The sequence below is a fragment of the Lacinutrix sp. MedPE-SW genome, from assembly GCF_001874145.1.
In the GTDB taxonomy this organism is placed as follows: domain Bacteria; phylum Bacteroidota; class Bacteroidia; order Flavobacteriales; family Flavobacteriaceae; genus Lacinutrix.
Map to the genome: position 1 here is coordinate 48,786 of NZ_MPCX01000013.1, position 23,550 is coordinate 72,335.

A 23,550-nucleotide genomic window follows, 5' to 3' on the forward strand; every position below is an offset into this window, starting at 1 on the left:
TGTGACTGTGATAGGAGTCGAACCTACAACCGCTGGAGCCGAAATCCAGTACTCTATCCAGTTGAGCTACACAGCCAATAGATTTTAACTATTAATTATGCTAATTTGCTTTTTACAATATTAGATATTGTTTTACCATCTGCCCTACCTGCAACAGCTTGGTTAACTACACCCATTACTTTGCCCATATCTTTCATGCCTTCTGCACCTGTTTTTGTAATTGCATCTTCTACAAGTTTACCAATTTCTTCTTCACTCATAGCTTCTGGTAAAAACTGAGAAATCACTTTTGCTTCGGCTAATTCTGGTTGAGCTAAATCTTCTCTACCTTGCTCTATAAATATAGCTGCACTGTCTTTACGTTGTTTTACTTGTTTTTGAAGAATTTTCATCTCTTGTTCTTCTGTAAGTTCTTCTTTCGCTCCGCTTTCGGTTTGCGCCAATAATATAGCAGATTTTACTGCACGTAAAGCTGTTAAGGCTGTTTGGTCTTTACTTTTCATTGCCTCTTTTAAGGCTGTCATTATGTTTTTTGATAAACTCATTTTTGAAAATTTTAATGAATACGAAGATAGGAAAAAGTATACATTAAAGAGTTGTGAGTTACTATAAATACAATTGCCTTTAGCAAATAAAAAACCCAAAACGTTGAGGGCCGTTTTGGGTTGAGGATGATTAAACTTAAATTATTTTGTTAATCAATATTATCTAATCAACATTATCATGTAAGAACGAATTATTGTTTCTTAGTTGAATATCGTCATTATCATCTATACTTAAACTTGTTTTTGACACATTAGTTTCAGATGAAGAATGTTTAGTTTCATCAAGATTTAAACCTTGACGTTTGTAAGCTGGAATTTTTTCTATATCATCAATTTTTGAAGTATTGAATTTATGGTTAAATGACTTCATTTTTTGACGTCTAGCATCTGCTCTTTCTTTTAAAATATCTGAAATTGAACTATTCATAGGATCTAAATCCTCTTCGGCTACCGTTGTTGTTTCTTCTGGTGAAACTACTTTCTTTTCGAATACAATTTCTTCATCTACAACTTCTTCTACTTTAACTTGTTTAGAGTTTTTATTTAAAGTTGCGTTAGCTTCATTATAATCTTCTAATGTATAACGTACTTGCTCATCTTCACGAACTTCTGTTATTGGTATTAACTCAACAGGTTCATTTACTTCAATGTCATTTAAGTCGTGAACTATATTTGTTTGGGTTCTTGTTTCTTCAGTTTCAATAGTTTCTTCATTAATAGGCATATCGAAACTTAAAGTAATTTGCTTCTTATCTTCTATTGATTCGTCTTCTTCAACCTCAACTTCAATTTTACTTTCTTGAGTGTTTGTTGATGTAATTGTGAATTCTTGATCTGTGTTAAATGTAGCCACAACTTCATCATAAACAACATCGATATTTTTAATAACTTCTGTTGTAGGAATCATGCCTAAATCTTCTAAAGAAACACTACGTTGTTTATTTATTAAATCCATTTCCATTTTACTTAGAGAATCTTCTGTGTCTTCATCTAAGTTTAAAGTATGTTTAACTACTTTAGGTGGTTCTGGCTTTTCTAGAACAATGTCTGGTGTAATAATCGCTGGTGAAGCTTCGTTTGGTGTTAAATCTTTTTCTATGCTTTGGTCTTCTTCTAGCGCATGAATTACTTTTTTAGTTTCGGTATTAGAAATTTCATCTTGCTGCTCAATATCAAAACCTGTAGCTATAATTGTAACTGCGATAGATTCTTCTAGAGCCTCATCTTCACCAACACCCATAATTATATTAGCACCGTGTCCTGCTTCAGATTGAATATGATCGTTTATTTCTCCAATTTCATCAATTGTAATTTCTTGAGAACCAGAAACGATTAGCAACAATACGTTTTTAGCTCCTGTAATTTTATTATCGTTTAAAAGTGGAGAATCTAATGCTTTAGCAATTGCATCTTGAGCTCGGTTTTGCCCAGATGATGTTGATGATCCCATTATTGCTGTTCCACTATTACTTAGTACTGTTTTAGCATCACGTAAATCAATGTTTTGCGTATAATGGTGAGTTATTACTTCTGCAATACCTCTTGCCGCTGTAGATAAAACTTCGTCTGCTTTTGAAAAACCTGCTTTAAACCCTAAATTACCGTAAACTTCACGTAATTTATTATTGTTAATTACAATTAACGAATCGACTTCATCACGCAGTTTCTCAATACCTTCTTGCGCTTGTTGTATACGCATTTTACCTTCAAATTGAAATGGCATTGTTACTATACCAACTGTTAAAACGTCTAATTCTTTAGCCATTTTAGCAATTATTGGTGCTGCTCCAGTACCTGTTCCTCCACCCATTCCTGCTGTTATAAATACCATTTTAGTATTTGTACCAAGCATAGATTTAATATCTTCAAAACTCTCTACTGCAGATTGCATACCTACTTCTGGATTTGCTCCAGCTCCAAGTCCTTCGGTGAGGTTAACACCTAGTTGGATTTTATTTGGTACTCCACTATTTTGAAGTGCTTGGGCATCTGTATTGCAGATTACAAAATCTACTCCTTTGATACCTTGTTGAAACATATGGTTAATAGCGTTGCTACCGCCACCACCAACACCAATAACCTTGATGACGTTGGATTGATTTTTAGGTAAATCAAAGGCGATACTTTCGAATTCTTTGTTGCTCATAAAATTCTATTTATTTGGATCAATTGTTTAGGTATTGTAATACCTTTTAATATTTTATTATTCTGCGTTGTCTAAAAAATCTTTAACACGCTCTGTTAAAGCGTCTAAAAATGAACGCTTTTGTTTTTTTGGTTGCTCTATTGGTTGCTCTTCTTCTGTTTCTTCTTCTTGAATTTGAGCATCTTCAACTACTTCTTCTATTACAGCTTCTGCTTTAACTCTTTCTTGACGTTTTAAACCATCCATTACCAAACCTACTGCTGTAGCGAATAATGGACTTGTAATAGCATCATCACTATCGCCTGCTAAATGCTCATTTGGATAACCAACTCTGGTATCCATTCCTGTAATATATTCTACTAACTGTTTTAAGTGCTTTAATTGGCTTCCTCCACCGGTTAAAACAATACCAGCTATTAATTTTTTCTTTTGTTCTTCATGCCCGTAATTTTTTATTTCTACATAAACTTGCTCTATAATTTCTACTACTCGTGCATGAATAATTTTAGACAAATTTTTAAGCGTAATTTCTTTTGGGTCTCTACCTCTTAATCCTGGAATTGAAACAATTTCATTGTCTTTATTTTCACCTGGCCATGCAGAACCAAATTTTATTTTTAATAATTCGGCTTGTTTTTCTATAATAGAACAGCCTTCTTTTATATCTTCAGTAATAACATTTCCACCAAAAGGAATTACAGCTGTATGTCTAATTATTCCGTCTCTAAAGATGGCTAAATCTGTTGTTCCTCCACCTATATCAATTAAGGCTACACCTGCTTCTTTTTCTTCTTGACTTAATACTGCATTTGCAGATGCTAAAGGTTCTAACGTTATACCTTCTAACTCCAAGCCTGCGCTTTTAACACAACGCCCAATATTTCTAATTGAAGAGACTTGACCAACTACAACATGAAAATTAGCTTCTAATCTTCCACCGTACATTCCAATTGGTTCTTTTATTTCTGCTTGACCATCAACTTTATATTCTTGTGGTAACACATGTATAATTTCTTCTCCTGGAAGCATCACTAGTTTATGCACTTGATTAATTAAACGCTCAATATCATCATCATCTATTACTGTTTCAGAATCTGCACGCGTTATATAATCACTATGTTGCAAGCTTCGTATATGTTGTCCTGCAATACCTACTGTTACACCTTCTATTTTTGTTGCAGCTGCAGCTTCGGCTTCTTGTATTGCTAATTGTATAGATTGTATGGTTTGGGTAATATTATTAACGACACCACGATGTACACCTAAACTTTTAGATTTACCAATACCTAAAATTTCGACTTTTCCGTATTCATTTTTACGGCCAATCATCGCCACAATTTTTGTGGTCCCAATGTCTAATCCAACTGCTAAATTCTGTTCCATAACTTATACTTTAGTACAAACAACTTGGTTTTCAAATTGCAAATTCACTTTGCTATATTTGCCTAAACTTTTATCCTTAATTGCTTTTTTATAAAAGGCTTTTAGGTTGTTTATTTTTTTATCTAAATATTCAAGTTTTCCCAATTGCACAACAAATTTGCATTGTCTTAACTTTAAATTTATAGACTTATCTTCATTCTCATGAATCTCAACAACGTTCTTTTTTAAAAAGTCGTCTGCATTAATTTTGCTTGCAATAGCAAAAACATTTTCTAATTTATTTTTACTTACATTACCAGTAACTAATGGTACTCTCGCTGTGTAATTTGATGACAACGGCATATACCCACCATTACTATCTATATAGTAAGAGCTTGATTTTAAAACTCTTGCAATAGGTTGTTTTTGTTTAATTTTTGCTGAAAAATCACCATTTACACTCAAGAAAACTTCGGCTTTTTCAATAATTGCATTTGCATTTAATGCAGTTTCTAGAGCATTCAAATCTAAAGTTTCTTTAGGCACACTCGTAACAGCTTGTTGATTTTGTATTAACAATTTACTAACATTTGCATGGGTTATAAATGGCTTTTGGTCATCTACAAATTCAATTGTTATTTTAGCTACTTTTCTATCACTGTTTTTTATTGATGAAAAAGCATACAAAAACACTACTATAAATAGTAGTAGACTGATTTTTATATAGTTCCAATTAATTTTCATTAATTAATGCCTGCTTTATAATTTTAACTTCTGCTCCTATATCTCCAGCGCCAAGAGTTAGTATAATTTTTGCTTTACTTGCTTTAATTTTATTTATAATTTCCGACTTTTCTATTAGCTGTTTTTTAGGGTTATTTATTTTATTTAATAACCATTTTGAGTTTATGCCTTCTATTGGCAATTCTCGTGCTGGATATATATCTAACAATAAAATTTCGTCAAACATTGAAAGGCTTTGTGCAAACTCTACACCAAAATCTTTTGTTCTTGAAAATAAATGCGGTTGAAACACAACTAGCACTTTGTCTTCTGGATACATCTCTCTAACGGCTTGATGTACTGCCTTTATTTCTTCGGGATGATGTGCATAATCGTCTATAAAAACAAGTTCATTAGTTTTTATTTGATAAGTAAAACGACGTTTTACACCTTTATAAGATGCTAGTGCCTTAGCGAGCTGCGGCTTAGGGAGACCATATTCTACAGCCATCGCTAGGGCTATTAAAGCATTCGACAAATTATGTCTACCAGGTAGGTTAAATTTAACTTGTTTTAGTATTGTATTTGGCATTTTCACATCAAACACATAAGTACCATTTTCTATTTTTATATTTTGAACGGCATAATCTGCATCATCTTCAATACCATAGGTTATACCTTTTAAAGGCAACCCATTTTTTACAAAGAGTTTGCCGTTTGGTTTTAGTTTTTTTGCAAAATCCTCGAATGTTTTCACTAGTTCTGATGCGTCTCCATAAATATCTAAATGATCTGCATCCATAGATGTTATACATGCTAGATCTGGAGATAGTGTTAAAAATGAACGATCAAACTCATCTGCCTCAACAACACTTACTTCATCTCCATTTAGTATTAAATTAGAGCTATAGTTTTCACTAATGCCTCCCAAAAATGCTGTTAAAGGCACATTACATTCTCGCATAATATGACCAAGTATGCTTGTTGTTGTTGTTTTACCGTGCGTACCTGCTACAGCCAAGCAATATGTATTTTCGGTTATTAGTCCTAATATTTCTGAACGTTTTAAAATTGTAAATTTATTAGCGTTAAAATAATTTAACTCTTTATTGTTTTTTGGGATTGCCGGCGTATAAACCACCAAGGTTTTTTCTGGATCTAAAAACTGACTTTCGATATTTTCTACTGCATCTTCAAAATGAACGTTAACACCTATTTCTTTTAACGCTTCTGTAATATCTGTTTTGGTTTTATCGTAACCTGCAACATACTTACCAGTAGCATTAAAGTAACGTGCAATAGCACTCATACCAATACCGCCAATACCTACAAAATAGATGTTATGTATGTTGTTTAAATTCATTTTCATTTTATTAGAAACGTCTAATATTTTATTTATGCTTCAGAAGTTTTTCAACTTCATCGACTATTTCTTTTGTTGCATTAACTAATGCTAATTTTTTAATATTTTCTCCCAATTGCTTTTGCCTTTCTTCTGAAGCCATTAATTGTGAAAATTTATTTTTAAAATCTACTTCTAAATCTTCTTGAGCAATCATTAACGCAGCATTTTCATCTACAATAGATTTTGCATTTTTTGTTTGATGATCTTCTGCCACATAAGGTGACGGCACAAAAACCACAGGTTTACCAACAATACATAATTCACTTACAGATCCTGCTCCTGCTCTTGAAATAATAATATCTGCAGCTGCATAAGCATAATCCATATTATTAATATATTGATGTACTTGCACGTCTTTTATATCACCATTAATTTTATACTCACTATAATACAGTTTTCCTGTTTGCCAAATAATTTGCACTTGTTGCGTTTGCAAAAAATCTAACTCGCGTTTTAAAAGCTCGTTTATTGCTTTTGCTCCTAAACTTCCTCCAAGTACTAATAGTGTTTTTTTTCCTTCAACTAAATTAAAGTACTTTATTGCTTCGGCTTTTTTAGATTGAATATCTAACAAATCCTGACGTACAGGATTTCCTGTTTTTATAATTTTATCTTTAGGAAAAAAACGCTCTAAACCATCGTATGCAACACATATTTTTTGCACTTTTTTAGATAATAATTTATTAGTAATTCCTGGATATGAGTTTTGCTCTTGTATTAAACTAGGTACTCCTTTTGAGGCTGCTACTTGTAATAATGGTCCGCTTGCAAAACCTCCAGTTCCTATAACAACATCTGGTTTAAAAGTGTTTACTATTTTTCTTGCATTCCATAAACTATTAATAAGTTTAAACGGAAACATTAAGTTTTTAAGTGTTAATTGTCTTTGTATTCCAGTTATCCATAAGCCTTTAATTTTATAGCCAGCTTGCGGTACTTTTTCCATTTCCATTCTATCTTTTGCTCCTACAAACAAAAACTCTGCACTTGGATAACGTGATTTTAATTCGTTAGCAATAGCAATTGCAGGATAGATATGCCCACCTGTACCGCCACCGCTTAATATTATTTTATATGTTTTGTTTTTACTCACTTTATTATATTGTTTCCGATAGAATCTCTAACGGATTATCTTCTGTGTTTTCAGTTTCTTCTCTTCCTTTTATCTCTTCTCTTTTTGCGCTTACGCTCAAAATAATACCTATAGCTAAACAGGTCATCCAAATTGATGTTCCACCACTACTTATTAATGGAAGTGTTTGTCCTGTTACCGGAAACAACTCTACTGCAACAGCCATATTTATCATGGCTTGAAATACAATAGGAAAACCAACACCAAGCACTAAAAGTTTACCAAAAAGTGTATCTGATTTTTGAGCTACAATAACAATTCTAAATAGTAGCCACATGTACATTACCATTAAAAACAAGCCACCAATTAAGCCATATTCTTCAATAATAATTGCAAAAATAAAATCTGAAGACGACTGTGGCAAGAAGTTTTTTTGCGTACTTTTTCCAGGACCAACACCGGTTAATTCTCCAGAAGCAATTGCTATTTTAGCTTTTTCTATTTGATAGTCTGCTTCTGTATCTCCTCCATCTGAAAAGTTTTCTATTCTACTCATCCAAGTATCTACACGGTTAGGCATAGCATCTGGAAATGCTTTTGCTACCAGTATAAATAACACCAATGCTAATATTCCCGAACCAATAATTACTGCTAAATAACGAATAGGATAACCGCCTAAAAAAACCAACACAATAACCATTAAAAATATTAAGGCTGTAGTAGAAAAGTTTGAAGGCAATATTAAAATAAGCACCAAAAATACTGGCAACCATAATGGCAAAATAGACTCTTTAAAAGATACTTTTTGATCTTTTATTTTAGACATATATCGCGCAACATAAACCATTAATACAACGGATGCCAACGTAGAGGTTTGAAACGACATATTTACAAATGGGATACGAATCCAGCGACTGGCATTTGCACCTTCTATTGTAGTACCTTGCATGATTGTAACAACCAATAACACCAATACTATTGGTATCATTACCATAGATAAACCACGAAAGTAACGATATGGAATTTTATGTACTCCATACATAATGGTAAACCCTAAAAACAAATGCATAAAGTGTTTTACAAAAAAAGCAAAGGTATTACTATTACCACCAACGTATGCTAAATTACTTGCCGCACTATACACAGGAAGAAATGAGAAAATAGCCAATAAAGCAGCTATTGCCCATATTAATCGATCGCCTTTTATGTTATTAAAAAGTTGTTGCACTCTATTTATATTTTTGTTTTTAAAAGCGTTAAGCTTTGTGGCAATTCAAGAAATTTTAATTACAGATTTCTTACAGCATTTTTAAACTGTCTTCCTCTATCTTCATAATTTTCAAACAAATCGAAACTTGCACATGCTGGCGATAACAATACATTATCTCCAGCTTCGGCAATTTTATAAGCAATTTTTACTGCCTCGCTCATAAACTGAGTTTCTACAATAACATCTACCATATTCCCGAAATTTTCTAAAAGCTTTTCATTGTCTATGCCCAAACAAATTATTGCTTTTACTTTTTCATTTATAAACGGAAATAACTCTGTATAGTCGTTACCTTTATCTGTTCCTCCAACAATCCAAACTGTTGGTGCATCCATACTTTCTAACGCATAATATGTTGCATTTACATTAGTTGCTTTAGAGTCGTTTATATATTGTACTTTATTAATTTTAAGTACTTGCTCTAAGCGATGCTCGACACCATGAAAATTTTCTAAACTTTCACGTATTGTTTGTTTTCTAATTTTTAACAGGTGTGACACTGTTGAGGCAGCCATTGCATTTTTTACGTTGTGCTTTCCTTCTAAAGCTAAATTTTTTGTCGGCATAATTATATGTTTGTTATCTATTGTTATTTTTATATTCTCGTTTTCTAAATACGCACCATTTTCTATTTTTTTTGTTAATGAAAATGGTAATAATGTTGATTGAATTGTATTTGTTTTTAACCAATTTGTTATCACTTCGTCGTCTGCATCATAAATCAAATAATCTTCTTTTGTTTGATTTAATGCTATTCGAAATTTTGAATTGATATAGTTTTCAAACTTATAGTCGTACCTATCTAAATGATCTGGTGTGATATTAGTAATTATAGCAATATTGGGCTTAAAGTCTATAATACCGTCTAGTTGAAAACTGCTAATTTCTAGCACATAGTTTTTATAATTTTTTTCTAAAATTTGCTTAGCAAAACTATCTCCAATGTTTCCTGCTAATCCTACATTTAATTCTTGTGAAAGAATATGATGTGTTAATGATGCTGTAGTTGTTTTCCCATTACTTCCAGTGATTCCTACTATTGTTGCTTTTGTGTATTTTGAAGCAAATTCAATTTCTGAAATCACTGGAATAGTATTACTGATAAGTTTTTGGACTAATTCTACTTTATCAGGAATTCCAGGACTCTTCATTACAACATCAGCACTTAAAATTTTAATTTCTGTGTGCTGTTGTTCTTCCCATTCAATCTCATTATGTATAAGAACTTTCTTATAGTCTTCTTTTATTTTTCCTTTATCTGAAACAAAAACCTCGTAACCTTCAGCTTTAGCTAAAAGTGCTGTACCAACACCACTTTCTCCTGCTCCTAATATTACTAATCTTTGTTTTTTCATTTTTTATTACTCTTCGTTAAGACGTAAAATTTATTTACTGTTTTTACACCTTCATTCGAATAGGTATATCTTTACCTTAATTTTAATGTTACAATAGAAAGAATTGCTAAGAATATTCCTACAATCCAGAATCGTGTAACAATTTTACTTTCGTGATATCCTCCTTTTTGATAGTGATGATGCAACGGCGACATTTTAAAAATTCGCCTGCCTTCGCCATATTTTTTTCTAGTGTATTTAAACCAACTCACTTGAAGTATTACCGAAAGCGACTCTGCAAAAAAGATTCCGCATAACAAAGGAATTAACAGCTCTTTTCTTACTGCAATTGCTATAACTGCTATAACACCGCCAATTGTTAAGCTTCCTGTATCTCCCATAAAAACTTGGGCTGGATAAGTATTGTACCACAAAAACCCAATTAGCGCACCTATAAAGGCAGCTATAAACACAACCAACTCACCTAATTGTGGTATAAACATGACATTTAAATAATCTGAAAACACAAGGTTTCCAGAAATAAATGCAAATACAGCTAATGCAAATACAATTATGGCAGAACTTCCTGCCGCCAAACCATCAATACCATCGGTTAAGTTTGCACCGTTAGATACTGCTGTTACAATAAATATTACGATTGGTATAAATATTAACCATGCATATTTTGCATAATCATCACCCAACCAAGTCACTAAATTTGAATAATCGAATTCGTTATCTTTTACAAATGGAATGGTTGTTTTTAATGACTGCTCTGCTGGGTTAAATTCTACTGCTGAGTTTTGTGTTATTTTTTCTGTTTCGTAAACAGGATTTACTTTTTCAGTTTTTATGGTTACTCCTGGATGAAAGTACATTATTGCTCCAACAAAAATCCCTAATCCTACTTGGCCAAGCACCTTAAATTTACCGCTTAAACCGGCTTTATCTTTTTTAAATACTTTTATATAATCGTCTGCAAAACCAACTAATCCCATCCAAATTGTAGTTACAATAAGCATGATTACATAAATATTTTCAAGCTTAGCAAGCAACAACACAGGAATTAATGTTGAAAAAATAATTATTAATCCACCCATTGTTGGTGTTCCTGCTTTTTCTACTTGACCATCTAAACCTAAATCTCTTACAGATTCGCCTACTTGCTTTTTTTGAAGGATTCTTATTATTTTTTTTCCAAAAATAGTAGAAAACAACAACGATAATATTATCGCTAAAGCCGCGCGAAAAGTTATAAACTCAAACACACTTGCTCCCGTTAGCTGGAATTGTTTTTCTAAATATTCGAATAGGTAGTATAACATTATTAACTGTTTGTTTTTTCTTATAATTCTAAATAAAGCTTAGAACAACAAGGTTTATTTTTGTAATTGTTTTAATAAATTTTCAACTATTTTAAAATCGTCAAAATCTGTTCGCTCACCATTTATTTCTTGATAAGTCTCATGCCCTTTTCCTGCTATTAAAATAATATCTCCAGCATTTGCTAATTGGCAAGCTGTTTTTATAGCTTGTTTTCTATCTACAATTGATAAGGTTTTTTTAAAATTTTGAGGTTCTATACCTTTCTCAATATCTTCAATAATTAGCTCAGGCACTTCTGTTCTTGGGTTATCACTTGTAAAAATGGCTTTTGTGCTTAACGCTGAAGCAATGTGTCCCATTTTTGGTCTTTTTGTAGCATCTCTATCTCCACCACAACCAACAACAGTTATTAACTCTTCGTTTTTAGTGCGAATACTATTAATGGTTTCTAACACATTTTTTAAAGCATCTGGCGTATGCGCATAATCTACAATGGCTGTAATATTTTCTTCAGAAATTAAATATTGAAATCTCCCACTTACACTTTCTAGCTCGCTTATGAGCCTTAAAATCTCGGTTTTTTCTAATCCTAACAATTCTGCAGTGGCGTATATAGCCAATACGTTTGAAGCATTAAAACCACCTATTAACCTTGTCCACACATCGCTATCGTTAATTTTTAACAACATGCCACTGAATGAGTTTTCTAGTATTTGAGCTTTATAAGCTGCGTAATTTTTTAAACCGTATTTATACTGCTTCGCCTTTGTGTTTTGAAGCATAATTGCTCCGTTTTTATCATCGGCATTTGTTAGTGCAAAAGCATTACTACTTAAATTATCGAAAAACGATTTTTTAACATCGCGATACTCTGCAAACGTTTCATGATAATCTAAATGGTCATGTGACAAATTTGTAAAAATACCACCTGCAAAATCAAGACCTTGAGTTCTTTTTTGATGAATACCATGCGAGCTCACCTCCATAAAACAAAACTCAACACCTTCGTTATTCATCTCACTTAAATAGCGATTTATAGTTAGAGAATCTGGCGTTGTATGTGTAGCTTTATAGTCTTTATTATCTACTTTTATTACTACCGTTGAAAGCAAGCCAACTTTATATCCTGCCTTTTTAAATAATTGAAACAACAGTGATGCTATAGTCGTTTTACCATTTGTTCCAGTAACTCCCACTAATTTTAAATTAGAAGATGGATTTCCATAATAATTTGAAGCCATTATTGCTAAAGCAATACTAGAGTCTTCAACAACTATATAGCTAATACCTTCTTTTAAGGTTTTAGGTAAATACTCACAAACTACAGCAATTGCTCCTTGCTGTATTGCACTTTCTATATAATTATGACCATCTACAACACTTCCTTTAATTGCCACAAACAAATCGTTTACAGCAACGCTACGCGAGTTAAAATGAATATTTCTAACATACACGTTTGTGGTACCAACTACTGCATTGATAGTTACTTTATATAATATGTCTATTAATGATGTCACGATAATTCTAAAACTATAGTTTGATTTCTTTTTACTTTTCTTCCTTTTGGGATTGATTGCGATGACACAAAACCACTACCTTTAATTTTAACTTTTAAACCTAAGTTTTCACAAAGCGCAATAGCATCCATTATTGGCAAACCAACAACATTAGGCATGATTGTTAAATACTTATTTGCTGTTTGGTAATAACCTTGAAACTCTTTATCTACAGAAGCATTTTTAACCTCTAAAGATTCAATCTCGTCAACAATTGGAGTATCTGTAAATATTTTTTGTGCTATACGTTTAAAAACTGGACCAGTAACATCTGCTCCATAATAACCCACTTTAGTGCTAGGTTTATGTATTACAACAATGCATGAATATTTTGGGTTTTCTACTGGAAAATACCCAGCAAAAGAAGACACATATTTTTTGTCTTTTTTCCATTCTTCAAAGTTCCCATAATCTGTTCTTGCAGTACCTGTTTTTCCTGCCATAGAGAAATATTCTGAATACATCCTACTTCCTGTACCATACTCCACAACGTTCTCCAGAAGCTTTTGTGCTTTTTTTATTGTTTCATCTGAAGCTATTTTTTTAACACGAACTTCTTTTTCAAAAGATTCTATTTCCCTATCTAATTCTTTTACCTCACGTAAAAAACGCGGTTTAAGCATTTCTCCATTATTAGCTACTGCGTTATAAAAGGTTAATGTTTGTAACGGTGTTAACTGTAAATTATAACCATAAGCCATTGAAGGCAATGCGTTTCTACTCCATATTTTATCTCCAGGCTGTGGTATTACTGGATTTCCCTCTCCAACTATTGGCAGGTTTAAATTTTCATGAAGCCTCCATTGCTTTAACCTATCTATAAACTTATTAGGTTTTTTAGAATAATTATTATCTATAATTGTTGCCAAACCTATGTTTGACGATTTCTCAAAAGCCTTACCTACAGAGATTTTTCCATAACCACGAGTATCTGTAATACCTCTACCGTAAAATGTTTTATACCCGTTTTTGGTATCTACTACGGTTGAAGTATCTACCAATTTATCTTCTAACGCAGCCATTATTGCCATTAGTTTAAATGTTGATCCTGGCTCATGAGACTCCCATACAGCGTAGTTTCGTTTTTCGTAATATTTTCCAGATTTAGCTTTTCCTAAATTAGATATCGCCCTAATCTCTCCAGTTTTAACTTCCATTACAACAACACAACCATGTTCAGCATCATATTTTTCTAATTGTTCTAGTAATGAATGGTGTGCTATATCTTGAATATTAACGTTTATAGTTGTATAAATGTCGTATCCATCTTGCGGTTCTACTTGATTATAATCTACAATAGGCTTCCACTGTCCTTTTCCTATTTTTTGCTTTAACCGCTGTCCATCTTTTCCTTTTAAGTACTTTTCTCCAAACGCACCATCTAAACCAGCTCTAGTAACATTTCCATCTTCATCTGTACGCTCATAACCTATGGTTCTCATAGATATTCCTCCCATTGGGTGTTCTCGCTTTGTTGTTTGCTCAACTATTAAACCGCCTTTAAAAGCCCCAAGTTTTAACATTGGAAAATTGCGTATTCTCAAATAATCTGAATATCCTATATCTCTAGCCAACAAATAGTATCTGTTTTGTTTTGCTCTTGCTTTTCTTAAATTTTCTCTGTAATAACTTGCTGAACGTCCTGAGTATTTAGATAAAGAATCACATAACGGACCAATATTTTCTTGCCAAATTTTCTTTTTTGGTGTTTTTGTATCTATTCTAATATCGTATTTAGGAATTGAAGTGGCTAACAGATTTCCATTAACAGAATACACATTACCTCTGTTCGCAGGAATGATTTTATTCTCTACTGTTCTTTTCTCTGCAAGATCACGATACTTATCACCATTAACATATTGTATGGTTAATAATTTTACAACCACAGCAATGCCGAAGATGAACATACATCCAGCTACAAAATACAATCGGTTTAATATGTTCGTTTCGTTTACTGCCACGATAACTTAATCCTTTTGTTGTGGTTTTACAATTATTTTTTGAGGCGGAACCTCTGATGTCTTTAGACCTTTTTCTTTCATTTTTGCCGAGACAACAGATTCTTTTTTCAACTCCATTAGTCTTCCTCTGCCATCTATAAATGCAGAGCGCAACTCTTTTGCTTCATTACTTAAGCGTGCTATTTCATGTACTTTTTTATCTGCACTATGCGAGCTCGCAATCATAACTATAGCTAAAACAGAAATAAAGAGAATCATTCTCCAATTCTTAAAAGAGTCTTCATTAACCAAAAACGTCCCTCGCAATATGCTATAGATATTTTTTTTCATTTATATTTTTTCTGCAATACGAAGCTTTGCACTTCTTGCTCTATTATTTATTTTTATTTCTTCTGCCGAAGGAATTATTAACTTCCCTACCTTTTTTAAAGGCACTTCAAATCTGCCAAAAACATCTCTTTCTGGCTCACCTTCAAATAATCCATTTCTTATAAAACGCTTTACCAATCTATCTTCTAATGAATGGTAACTTATTAAACTTAACCTTCCGTTAGGTTTTAAAATTTCTGGAGTTTGAGATAAAAACTCTTTTAAAGCTTCTATCTCTTGATTCACCTCTATTCTAATAGCCTGATAAATTTGGGCTAATATTTTATTTTCATGCTTTGGCGATAAAAACTTTTTTAAAATTGTTTTTAATTGGTCGCTTGTTTTAATTACTTCGTTTTTACGATAATCTACAATCAACCTCGCCATTGCTGGTGCCGCACGCAACTCTCCATATTGCAATAACACCTGCTTTATCTGCTCCTCATCATACTCATTCACAACATGAAATGCAGACAAATCATTTTTTTGATTCATTCGCATATCTAAATTGGCTGCAAAACGAGTAGAAAACCCACGCTCGGCAACATCAAATTGATGTGAAGACACACCAAAATCTGCCAAAATCCCATCTACCTCTTTAACACCATGAAATCTTAAAAATCTTTTTATATATCTAAAATTTTCATGAATAAGTGTAAATCTCGGGTCATCTATTTTATTCTTAAGCGCATCTGCATCTTGATCAAAAGCAAACAATTTACCATGCTCACCAAGGCGTTTTAAAATTTCTTTACTATGGCCGCCACCACCAAACGTAACATCTACATAAACTCCATTTGGCTTAATATCTAAACCATCTACAGTTTCGTTTAATAATACCGGATTATGATATTCCATCTCCATCATCGTCTTGTCCCATTACTTCTTCAGCTAAATCTGCAAAATCTAAAGCTGCGTCATCAATAGCTTGTTCATATTTATCTTTATCCCATATTTCAACAATATTAACTGCCGATGAGACTACAACATTTTTAACAATACCCGCAAATACAATTAAGTCTTTAGGTATCAATAACCTACCACTTGCATCCACTTCTACTATTTTTACTCCTGCTGTAAATCTGCGAATGAAATCGTTATTTTTTTTCTTAAAACGATTAAGCTTATTTACTTTCTGCATTAAAGCTTCCCATTCAGCCATTGGATACAATTCTAAACACGGTTGAAAAACACCTCTTTTTATAACAAAACCATTTTGTAAAACCGGAGACAACTGCTTTTTAAGCGCAACAGGAAGCATTAACCTTCCTTTTGCATCTGCTTTGCATTCGTATGTTCCTATTAATGAATTCACTATGATTTTTTTGTATTACAACGTATAGAATTCAAATATATTGAATTTTTTACCACTTTTTACCACTTTTTACCACATTGTTAATAAGTTATCGACTATCACAAGCATGCACTCAGCTTCAAACACTCCAAAAACCATATAAAATAGTCACTCTCAACGGCTTGTATCATTAAAAAATTAATAATTAACAAATGATACTATATAGTTTTGATTTTTACTTGTGAAGTAAATTAAGAATACTGTTATTTTTTATTTGAAATACCTATATTTGCTTTTAACTGAATGATTAAAATTGCATGGCGCATACGCTTAAAACTGAAGAAAAATACAAATACATTGAAGCTGGTGAAGGCACGCCAATTATTGTATTACATGGCTTAATGGGTGGCTTGAGCAACTTTGATGCTGTTATTAATTATTTTAGCAAAGAAGGCTTTAAAGTTATCATTCCAGAGTTACCAATTTACTCTATGTCTTTAATTAAGACAAATGTTAAAGCTTTTGCAAAATACTTAGAAGACTTTGTTGCCTTTAAAGGTTTTAAAGAAATAATTATTTTAGGAAACTCACTTGGTGGGCATATAGGATTATATTTCACTAAATTAAATCCAGAAAAAGTAAAAGCTTTAATAATTACAGGAAGTTCTGGTTTATATGAGAGTGCAATGGGTGGTGGCTACACTAAACGTGGTGACTATGAAGTTATAAAGAAAAAAGCACAAGAGGTTTTTTATGATCCTGCTGTTGCTACAAAAGAAATTGTTGATGAGGTTTATGAAACCGTAAACGATAGAAACAAACTTATAAAAACCTTAGCCATTGCAAAAAGTGCAATTAGACATAATATGGCAAAGGATCTACCAAAAATGAATATTCCTACTTGTATTATTTGGGGAAAAAACGATACTGTTACACCTCCAGATGTTGCAGATGAATTTCATAAACTACTTCCAGATTCAGATTTATTTTGGATTGATAAATGTGGGCATGCTGCTATGATGGAGCATCCAACACGATTTAACGAAATTCTACACGATTGGTTTAAAGCGCGATCTTTTTAAGAACCACTGTACAATTAAATCCTTTTACATATATTATCTTGGCTACTTACACTTATGTAGTTACCTTTGCCTGTAGTATTAATTAAAAAAGATTTCCGCTTTTTAGGAAACGTAAATACCATGAAAATAAAGTCTGCCGAGTTTGTTATAAGTAATTCTGAAGTCTCTAGATGTCCAAAAGATATGTTACCAGAATATGCTTTTATTGGCAGAAGTAATGTTGGTAAATCTTCTTTAATAAATATGCTTACCAGCAGAAAAAGTTTAGCAAAAACCTCTGGACGCCCAGGAAAAACACAATTAATAAATCATTTTATTATTAATAAGGAATGGTATTTGGTTGATTTACCTGGTTATGGTTATGCAAGAGTTTCTAAAAGCACAAAAAAAGTATTTCAGAAATTTATAACTAAGTATTTTGAGCAACGCGAACAACTTGTTTGTGCGTTTGTTTTAGTAGATATTAGGCATAAACCACAACCTATAGATCTTGAGTTCATGCAGTATTTAGGTGAAGGCGGTATTCCATTTTGTATTATTTTCACAAAAGCAGATAAGCTTAAACCTAATGCTATTACTAAGCATGTTGAAGATTACAGAAAAATAATGCTTGAAACCTGGGAAGAAATGCCTCAACATTTTATTACTTCGAGCTCTAAAGATATTGGTAAAGATGAGGTTTTAAATTATATTGGTGAGCTTAATGAAAATATGATTAGTAAAGACGACGGCATAATTTAATTTTCATGAATCAAGAAGAGATTCATATTGTTCCTAAACTTTTAAAACCTATAAGACTTCAAGATTACGGTGTTGGTATTTTTAATTTAATTCCCACTAAATCTGCTTTAAAAAAAGCACTAAAAAAAAATCTTTTAACTGTAAATAATATTCCTGCAACAAGCGCTACATTTATAAAAGGAGAAGAAATAATTAAGCTTAACATTCCTGTAAAAAAAACCTTTAAAACAAAGCTTAAACTAAAGCTAGACGTTATATACGAGGATGAATACTTAGCTATAATAAAAAAACCTGCTGGTATTTTAGTAAGTGGTAATAGCTTTAAAACCATTACAAATGCATTACCACAAAACTTAAAACCAAGCCAGCTTAAGGATGCTACTTTACCACAGCCTGTTCACAGGTTAGACTACCCGACTAGCGGACTGCTTTTAGTTGGAAAAACAAACAGCAGTATAAGATTTTTAAATAAATTATTTGAAACCAAAACCATAGAGAAAACATACTATGCTATTGCTATAGGCAACATGCAGAAACAAGGCATTATAAAAACTCCTATAGAAAATAAAATATCAATTACATATTATGTGGTTGAAAACAGTGTTGATTCTAAAAGATTTGAAAAATTAAATTTAGTCAAACTAAAACCAAAAACAGGACGAAAACACCAGTTACGTATTCACCTTTCAAGTTTAAAAAATCCTATTTTAGGAGATAGAGAATACGGTATACCATCTTTAATACTAAAAGGAAAAGGTTTGTATTTACACGCTTACAAACTAAAATTCACTCATCCTTTTTCAAAAAAAATAATAGAAATAGAAGACGAATTACCAAAAAAATTCAAAAAGATTTTTGAAACCAAACAATAAGATGTTTTAACTTTTAACATCTAAAGCGTCGCGTAACGCATTACCAATAAGCATAAAAGCCATTACCAAAAACATTATACACAAGCCTGGAATTATAGCTAAATATGGTTTACCAAGTATTATGTAATTATAATGATCTTTTATCATTGCTCCCCAACTTGCCATTGGCGGCTGTGCACCAATACCTAAAAAACTTAAACCACTTTCAATTAATATAGCAGCTGCAAAATTTGCTGCACATATTACAATAACTGGCGCCATGATATTTGGCAGAATATGCTTTGTAATGATTCTAAAATCCCCAAACCCTAATGCTCTTGCAGCAGTAACATATTGCAATTGTTTTGCAGATATTATTTGACCACGCACTACTCTAGCAACTTCTACCCACATTGTTAAGCCAACTGCTATAAATACTTGCCAAAACCCTTTACCCAAAGCTAATGTAATTGCTATTACTAATAATAATGTAGGAATAGACCAAGTAACATTTATAACCCACATAATAATAGCATCTATCTTTCCGCCAAAATAGCCTGCCACACTTCCCATAAAAACACCAATAATTAATGAGATAAAAACTGCTACAAAACCAATAAAAAAAGAAATGCGCGCACCTACTAGAACTCTACTTAGTAAGTCACGCCCATATTTATCTGTACCTAGATAGAAGGTTTTATTTGTAATTAATGATTCAGGATTTTTTCCTTCTTCTATTGTATATGTTTTTTCTATTCCTTTTAAACCATCTGAAGCATACTCAATATAGTTTATAGTTTGATTATTGATATTATATTCTTGTAAAGGAACTTCTGTTACTGTATTAATTTTCCCAAAGAACATCTTGTTAAAACTATTTTGATCACTTTTAATTTGAGATGGCAAAGACAATATTTCCACCTCAAATCCAGGTGATTTTGAATGTATTGAAACATGCATTTGATTTGCATACTGAGAATTATCTGGCGCAAAGACATATGCAAAAACAGCTACAAGACCTACTAGTATAATAAACCAAAAACTTAAAACGCCCCAAAAATTCTTTTTGAACTTTTGGAGCGCTAATTGTGTTAATGAGTTGGTATTTTTACTCATTGTTTATTAATCTTTTACCGTGGCTACTTTCTTAATTTCGTAGGTCATTTTTAAATCGTCTAAAACGTTTAATGCTTCTTCAACGTAAACATCTTTTGTTAAACTTTTATGCCAACGCGTACGTTTTTCTTTTAAAACAGTATCTTTTTCAAACATAGCAATCTCGTAAGGTAAAGACTCAAACGTTAGGTTTGTTTTATACTCATTTATTGGATCGAATTCTTTGGCCTTTTTCTCGTCTGCTTTTTGCTCTGCTTTATAGGTATTATAATTTAGAGAATAAGTATCGTCATCCATTTGTTCTTTAATCCATTTTGCATTTTTTTCAATTAATGCTAATTGAGGATTGTTTGCCATTCTAGCTTTACTATTACTAATTGTTGTTTCATAGTCAAAATAACTGTTCCAGTAATCGTATTTTACAGCATCAATTTTATCCCATTCTAAAGGATTATCTTGATCGCGTTCACCAATATCTACAAAACTGTAACGGTCTGGTACTACAACATCACTTTTAACTCCTTCTAATTGTGTCGATCCTCCATTTATTCTATAAAATTTTTGACGTGTAATTTTTATTGCTCCTAAATCACCATGAGAACTATTACGCACCATTCTATTTAAATCTAGAATATTTTGCACTGTTCCTTTACCGTAAGTTTGTTTGCTTCCAATAATAATTGCTCGTTTATAATCCTGCATTGCTGCTGCTAAAATCTCTGATGCAGAGGCAGAAAGCTCATTTACCATAATTACTAATGGTCCATCCCAAACTATAGATTTGTCTTCATCTTCAAGTACTTCTTTTGGTTGGTTTGTAGAACGAACTTGTACAATTGGCCCATCTTTTATAAATAAACCGGCGATATCTACTACCGTTTTTAAAGAACCACCACCATTGTTTCTAAGGTCTAAAACTAAACCTTCAATGCCTTGTTTTTTTAGTCTTTCAATTTCTAATCTAATATCTGAAGCTGCATTTCGTTTCGCATAATCTTCAAAATCTATGTAAAATTTAGGAAGGTTTATAAAACCGTATTTTTTATTGTTTTTTTCTACAATTGATGATTTAGCATATGTTTCTTCTAATTCAACTAAATCTCTTGTAATTTTAATTTCTTTTATAGTGCCATCAACTTTTTTCATTGTTAAAAACACGTTAGTTCCCTTTGGTCCCTTTATAAGTTTTATAGCATCATCTATTCGCATACCAACAATACTAACTGCTGCTTTTTCTTTTTCTTGGCGTACTTTTAGAATAACATCTCCAACATCTACTTGTTGACCTCGCCATGCTGGACCTCCAGAAATCACTTCTACAATTTTAATGTAGTCCATTCTTTTTTGTAGTCTAGCACCAATACCTTCTAATTTACCAGAAATTTGCTGGTCGAAACGATCTTTATCTGTTGGCGCTAAATATGAAGTATGAGGATCAAACTCTTCTACAATTGCATTAACATACATTGAAAACCAGTCTTTACGCTCCATATCTTCTATATAATCTGTATAATACGCGTCTAGGTTTTTAAGTGTTTCTCCACGAGCTTCTGCCTCTAATTCTTTAAGTGATTTTTTTTCTTTTACTACTTCACCATCTATTGCAACTGTATCTCTTTCTTGTGAAGTTATTAACTCATCGTAATTAGAAATTGTACTAAACTTTAGTAGTTGTCTCCAACGTTCTTTTAATTGTCTTTTATTTCTAACGTATTCTATGTTTTCATAATCCGTATTAATTTCTTCATCTTTATCAAAATCAAAAGGCTTATTTAAAACTTCTTTATAATAGTTTTTCGCTTCTGCCATACGTTGAACTAAACGTTCATTTGTAAGGTTAAAAAAAGCTATATCATATTCTAGCAATTGATTGTCTAATTGTTTTTCAAACGCCTTAAATTCTTCAATATCAGATTTTAAGAAAAAACGTTTTAATGGGTCTATTCTATTTAAATAAGTATTAAAAACATCTTTAGAAAACTCATCATTAAAATCTTTAGGCTGAAAGTGTAATTGCTCTAAAGCTAATGTTATAATTTGAATAAGTAGTTTGTCTTTATTAGGATCATTATTGACCTTAGTTGTAAAACTGCAAGAACCAAATGCTAGTAAAAGTACTAGCATTAAAATATTATATTTCCTTTTCATAGTGCTGTCTAATCTTATAAATACCTTAAAAGCTAAGGTAAAATTTTCACTAAAATAAAAGAAAAAACCGTGCCAACAATTTTATCACCAGCTAATTTTTTGTTAAACCACATAAAATCTTTAATTGCTGTAGAAATTATGTATTTTAGCAAGGAAATAAAGGCTTAATGAAGAAAAAACCCTTAATATTAGTTACTAACGATGATGGCATAACTGCTCCAGGCATACGCACCTTAGTAAAGGTAATGAAAACTATTGGAGATGTTGTAGTGGTTGCTCCAGATAGTCCACAAAGTGGTATGGGACACGCAATAACTTTAGATTCTACTTTACATATTGAAAAAATACATATTGAAAGTGGTGATTATGATGCGTATAGTTGCTCTGGAACTCCTGCAGATTGCGTTAAAATTGCAATTAATGAAATTTTAGAAAGGCGCCCAGATCTTGTCGTATCTGGAATAAACCATGGAAGCAATTCTGCCATAAACGTTATTTACTCTGGAACAATGAGTGCTGCAATTGAAGCTGGCATAGAAGGTATTCCCTCTATTGGATATTCGTTATTAGATTATAGCTGGAATGCCAATTTTGAAGCTTCTAAAAAATATGTAAAAAAAATTGCTGAAAATGTTTTAAAAGAAGGATTACCTGAAGGCATTGTACTAAATGTAAATATTCCTAATGTTGATAAAAAGGAAATTAAAGGCATAAAAGTATGTCGCCAAGCAAAAGCGAATTGGGAAGAAAAATTTGATAAACGAAAAACACCACAAGGTAAAGATTACTATTGGCTAACTGGCGAATTTGTAAATTATGATAAAGGTGAAGATACAGACGAATGGGCTTTAAAAAACAATTACATATCGTTAGTACCTGTTCAATTCGATTTAACAGCACATCACGCCATACAACAACTAAACACTTGGAGTTTCAATGAATAAAAAAGCACTTATTATTGGCTTTATTTTAGGATTACTTACTACCTTTATTGGGATTTCTATTTACACTTTAATAATAGGGTTACAATTAGATTTATCATCTCAGGTTATAATAAATAAAATCCTATCGACTAGTGTTTTGGGAAAACGCGCAAGTATTGGCGTTTTATTAAATCTTCCTTTGTTTTATTATTTTTTAAATAAGAAAATGGAAGATTATGCCAAAGGCGTTTTATTATCAATAATTGTAATAGCAATAATATTTATAGTAAATAAGTTTTAATGAAAGCCTTTTTTAGGTGACTGTG

Annotated in this window: 21 protein-coding genes and 1 tRNA gene; 5 read left to right on the top strand and 17 right to left on the bottom strand. The window is 31.9% G+C overall.

Annotated features, from left to right (window positions below; translation table 11 throughout):
* Nucleotides 1-2 precede the first annotated feature (2 nt).
* From BM549_RS12180 to mraZ, 15 genes are all read right to left on the bottom strand, one after another.
* Nucleotides 3-76, bottom strand: a tRNA-Arg gene (locus tag BM549_RS12180).
* Between the two features lie 19 nt (nucleotides 77-95).
* The gene (locus BM549_RS12185; RefSeq protein WP_290470525.1) at nucleotides 96-545 is read right to left on the bottom strand and encodes a GatB/YqeY domain-containing protein; all 450 of its coding nucleotides are present in this window, start codon (nucleotides 543-545) and stop codon (nucleotides 96-98) included.
* A 163-nt stretch (nucleotides 546-708) separates the two neighbouring features.
* Nucleotides 709-2,691 carry a cell division protein FtsZ gene (gene ftsZ, locus BM549_RS12190; protein WP_290470526.1) on the bottom strand — a complete coding sequence of 661 codons (1,983 nt, stop codon included), beginning with the start codon at nucleotides 2,689-2,691 and terminating at the stop codon, nucleotides 709-711.
* A 57-nt stretch (nucleotides 2,692-2,748) separates the two neighbouring features.
* The gene (gene ftsA, locus BM549_RS12195) at nucleotides 2,749-4,074 is read right to left on the bottom strand and encodes a cell division protein FtsA (RefSeq protein WP_290470527.1); all 1,326 of its coding nucleotides are present in this window, start codon (nucleotides 4,072-4,074) and stop codon (nucleotides 2,749-2,751) included.
* Nucleotides 4,075-4,077: 3 nt separating this feature from the next.
* A complete protein-coding gene (locus BM549_RS12200) occupies nucleotides 4,078-4,797 on the bottom strand; it encodes a cell division protein FtsQ/DivIB (RefSeq protein ID WP_290470528.1) in 720 nt (239 codons plus the stop codon).
* Nucleotides 4,787-6,139 carry a UDP-N-acetylmuramate--L-alanine ligase gene (gene murC / locus BM549_RS12205; protein WP_290470563.1) on the bottom strand — a complete coding sequence of 451 codons (1,353 nt, stop codon included), beginning with the start codon at nucleotides 6,137-6,139 and terminating at the stop codon, nucleotides 4,787-4,789. Before murC ends, BM549_RS12200 begins: the two co-directional genes overlap by 11 nt.
* Before the next feature lie 28 nt (nucleotides 6,140-6,167).
* Nucleotides 6,168-7,274 (bottom strand): undecaprenyldiphospho-muramoylpentapeptide beta-N-acetylglucosaminyltransferase, encoded by a 1,107-nt coding sequence (gene murG, locus BM549_RS12210; protein ID WP_290470529.1) that lies wholly within the window; start codon nucleotides 7,272-7,274, stop codon nucleotides 6,168-6,170.
* Nucleotides 7,275-7,278: 4 nt separating this feature from the next.
* Entirely contained in the window at nucleotides 7,279-8,481 is a 1,203-nt protein-coding gene (locus BM549_RS12215; protein WP_290470530.1) for an FtsW/RodA/SpoVE family cell cycle protein, read from the bottom strand.
* 59 nt (nucleotides 8,482-8,540) lie between these two features.
* Nucleotides 8,541-9,878: a UDP-N-acetylmuramoyl-L-alanine--D-glutamate ligase gene (murD, locus tag BM549_RS12220; RefSeq protein WP_290470531.1), complete on the bottom strand. Its 1,338-nt coding sequence runs from the start codon at nucleotides 9,876-9,878 to the stop codon at nucleotides 8,541-8,543.
* Between the two features lie 71 nt (nucleotides 9,879-9,949).
* On the bottom strand, nucleotides 9,950-11,182 hold the full coding sequence (mraY, locus tag BM549_RS12225) for a phospho-N-acetylmuramoyl-pentapeptide-transferase (RefSeq protein WP_013869183.1): 1,233 nt from the start codon (nucleotides 11,180-11,182) through the stop codon (nucleotides 9,950-9,952).
* A gap of 54 nt (nucleotides 11,183-11,236) precedes the next feature.
* Nucleotides 11,237-12,700: a UDP-N-acetylmuramoyl-L-alanyl-D-glutamate--2,6-diaminopimelate ligase gene (locus BM549_RS12230; RefSeq protein WP_290470532.1), complete on the bottom strand. Its 1,464-nt coding sequence runs from the start codon at nucleotides 12,698-12,700 to the stop codon at nucleotides 11,237-11,239.
* Nucleotides 12,697-14,700 (bottom strand): penicillin-binding protein, encoded by a 2,004-nt coding sequence (locus BM549_RS12235; protein WP_290470533.1) that lies wholly within the window; start codon nucleotides 14,698-14,700, stop codon nucleotides 12,697-12,699. The genes BM549_RS12230 and BM549_RS12235 overlap by 4 nt, the downstream gene beginning before the upstream one ends.
* A gap of 6 nt (nucleotides 14,701-14,706) precedes the next feature.
* Nucleotides 14,707-15,030: an FtsL-like putative cell division protein gene (locus tag BM549_RS12240; RefSeq protein ID WP_290470534.1), complete on the bottom strand. Its 324-nt coding sequence runs from the start codon at nucleotides 15,028-15,030 to the stop codon at nucleotides 14,707-14,709.
* Nucleotides 15,031-15,927 (bottom strand): 16S rRNA (cytosine(1402)-N(4))-methyltransferase RsmH, encoded by an 897-nt coding sequence (gene rsmH / locus BM549_RS12245; protein ID WP_290470535.1) that lies wholly within the window; start codon nucleotides 15,925-15,927, stop codon nucleotides 15,031-15,033.
* Nucleotides 15,914-16,384: a division/cell wall cluster transcriptional repressor MraZ gene (mraZ, locus tag BM549_RS12250; protein ID WP_290470536.1), complete on the bottom strand. Its 471-nt coding sequence runs from the start codon at nucleotides 16,382-16,384 to the stop codon at nucleotides 15,914-15,916. Before mraZ ends, rsmH begins: the two co-directional genes overlap by 14 nt.
* 296 nt (nucleotides 16,385-16,680) lie before the next feature.
* On the opposite strand from mraZ, the gene BM549_RS12255 reads away from it, so the two are divergent.
* From BM549_RS12255 to BM549_RS12265, 3 genes are all read left to right on the top strand, one after another.
* Nucleotides 16,681-17,445: an alpha/beta hydrolase gene (locus BM549_RS12255; protein WP_290470537.1), complete on the top strand. Its 765-nt coding sequence runs from the start codon at nucleotides 16,681-16,683 to the stop codon at nucleotides 17,443-17,445.
* Between the two features lie 120 nt (nucleotides 17,446-17,565).
* On the top strand, nucleotides 17,566-18,186 hold the full coding sequence (gene yihA, locus BM549_RS12260) for a ribosome biogenesis GTP-binding protein YihA/YsxC (protein ID WP_290470564.1): 621 nt from the start codon (nucleotides 17,566-17,568) through the stop codon (nucleotides 18,184-18,186).
* A 5-nt stretch (nucleotides 18,187-18,191) separates the two neighbouring features.
* Nucleotides 18,192-19,058: an RluA family pseudouridine synthase gene (locus BM549_RS12265; protein WP_290470538.1), complete on the top strand. Its 867-nt coding sequence runs from the start codon at nucleotides 18,192-18,194 to the stop codon at nucleotides 19,056-19,058.
* A 6-nt stretch (nucleotides 19,059-19,064) separates the two neighbouring features.
* Here the strand turns inward: BM549_RS12265 and BM549_RS12270 are convergent, their stop codons facing one another.
* Both BM549_RS12270 and BM549_RS12275 read right to left on the bottom strand, forming a co-directional pair.
* The gene (locus BM549_RS12270; RefSeq protein WP_290470539.1) at nucleotides 19,065-20,153 is read right to left on the bottom strand and encodes an ABC transporter permease; all 1,089 of its coding nucleotides are present in this window, start codon (nucleotides 20,151-20,153) and stop codon (nucleotides 19,065-19,067) included.
* A gap of 6 nt (nucleotides 20,154-20,159) precedes the next feature.
* Nucleotides 20,160-22,301 (bottom strand): carboxy terminal-processing peptidase, encoded by a 2,142-nt coding sequence (locus tag BM549_RS12275; protein ID WP_290470540.1) that lies wholly within the window; start codon nucleotides 22,299-22,301, stop codon nucleotides 20,160-20,162.
* Nucleotides 22,302-22,468: 167 nt separating this feature from the next.
* Between BM549_RS12275 and surE the strand changes: the two genes are divergently transcribed.
* Both surE and BM549_RS12285 read left to right on the top strand, forming a co-directional pair.
* Nucleotides 22,469-23,245, top strand: a complete 777-nt coding sequence (surE, locus tag BM549_RS12280; protein ID WP_290470541.1) for a 5'/3'-nucleotidase SurE — start codon at nucleotides 22,469-22,471, stop codon at nucleotides 23,243-23,245.
* On the top strand, nucleotides 23,238-23,525 hold the full coding sequence (locus BM549_RS12285; RefSeq protein ID WP_290470542.1) for a hypothetical protein: 288 nt from the start codon (nucleotides 23,238-23,240) through the stop codon (nucleotides 23,523-23,525). Before surE ends, BM549_RS12285 begins: the two co-directional genes overlap by 8 nt.
* Nucleotides 23,526-23,550: the final 25 nt, after the last annotated feature.

Coding starts and splice junctions, on each gene's coding strand:
- murD (WP_290470531.1), bottom strand. CDS start 9,878: ATGAAAAAACAAAGATTAGTAATATTAGGAGCAGGAGAAAGTGGTGTT.
- surE (WP_290470541.1), top strand. CDS start 22,469: ATGAAGAAAAAACCCTTAATATTAGTTACTAACGATGATGGCATAACT.
- murC (WP_290470563.1), bottom strand. CDS start 6,139: ATGAATTTAAACAACATACATAACATCTATTTTGTAGGTATTGGCGGT.
- BM549_RS12275 (WP_290470540.1), bottom strand. CDS start 22,301: ATGAAAAGGAAATATAATATTTTAATGCTAGTACTTTTACTAGCATTT.
- BM549_RS12270 (WP_290470539.1), bottom strand. CDS start 20,153: ATGAGTAAAAATACCAACTCATTAACACAATTAGCGCTCCAAAAGTTC.
- BM549_RS12285 (WP_290470542.1), top strand. CDS start 23,238: ATGAATAAAAAAGCACTTATTATTGGCTTTATTTTAGGATTACTTACT.
- BM549_RS12200 (WP_290470528.1), bottom strand. CDS start 4,797: ATGAAAATTAATTGGAACTATATAAAAATCAGTCTACTACTATTTATA.
- yihA (WP_290470564.1), top strand. CDS start 17,566: ATGAAAATAAAGTCTGCCGAGTTTGTTATAAGTAATTCTGAAGTCTCT.
- ftsA (WP_290470527.1), bottom strand. CDS start 4,074: ATGGAACAGAATTTAGCAGTTGGATTAGACATTGGGACCACAAAAATT.
- BM549_RS12255 (WP_290470537.1), top strand. CDS start 16,681: ATGGCGCATACGCTTAAAACTGAAGAAAAATACAAATACATTGAAGCT.
- rsmH (WP_290470535.1), bottom strand. CDS start 15,927: ATGGAATATCATAATCCGGTATTATTAAACGAAACTGTAGATGGTTTA.
- BM549_RS12185 (WP_290470525.1), bottom strand. CDS start 545: ATGAGTTTATCAAAAAACATAATGACAGCCTTAAAAGAGGCAATGAAA.
- ftsZ (WP_290470526.1), bottom strand. CDS start 2,691: ATGAGCAACAAAGAATTCGAAAGTATCGCCTTTGATTTACCTAAAAAT.
- mraY (WP_013869183.1), bottom strand. CDS start 11,182: ATGTTATACTACCTATTCGAATATTTAGAAAAACAATTCCAGCTAACG.
- BM549_RS12265 (WP_290470538.1), top strand. CDS start 18,192: ATGAATCAAGAAGAGATTCATATTGTTCCTAAACTTTTAAAACCTATA.
- BM549_RS12240 (WP_290470534.1), bottom strand. CDS start 15,030: ATGAAAAAAAATATCTATAGCATATTGCGAGGGACGTTTTTGGTTAAT.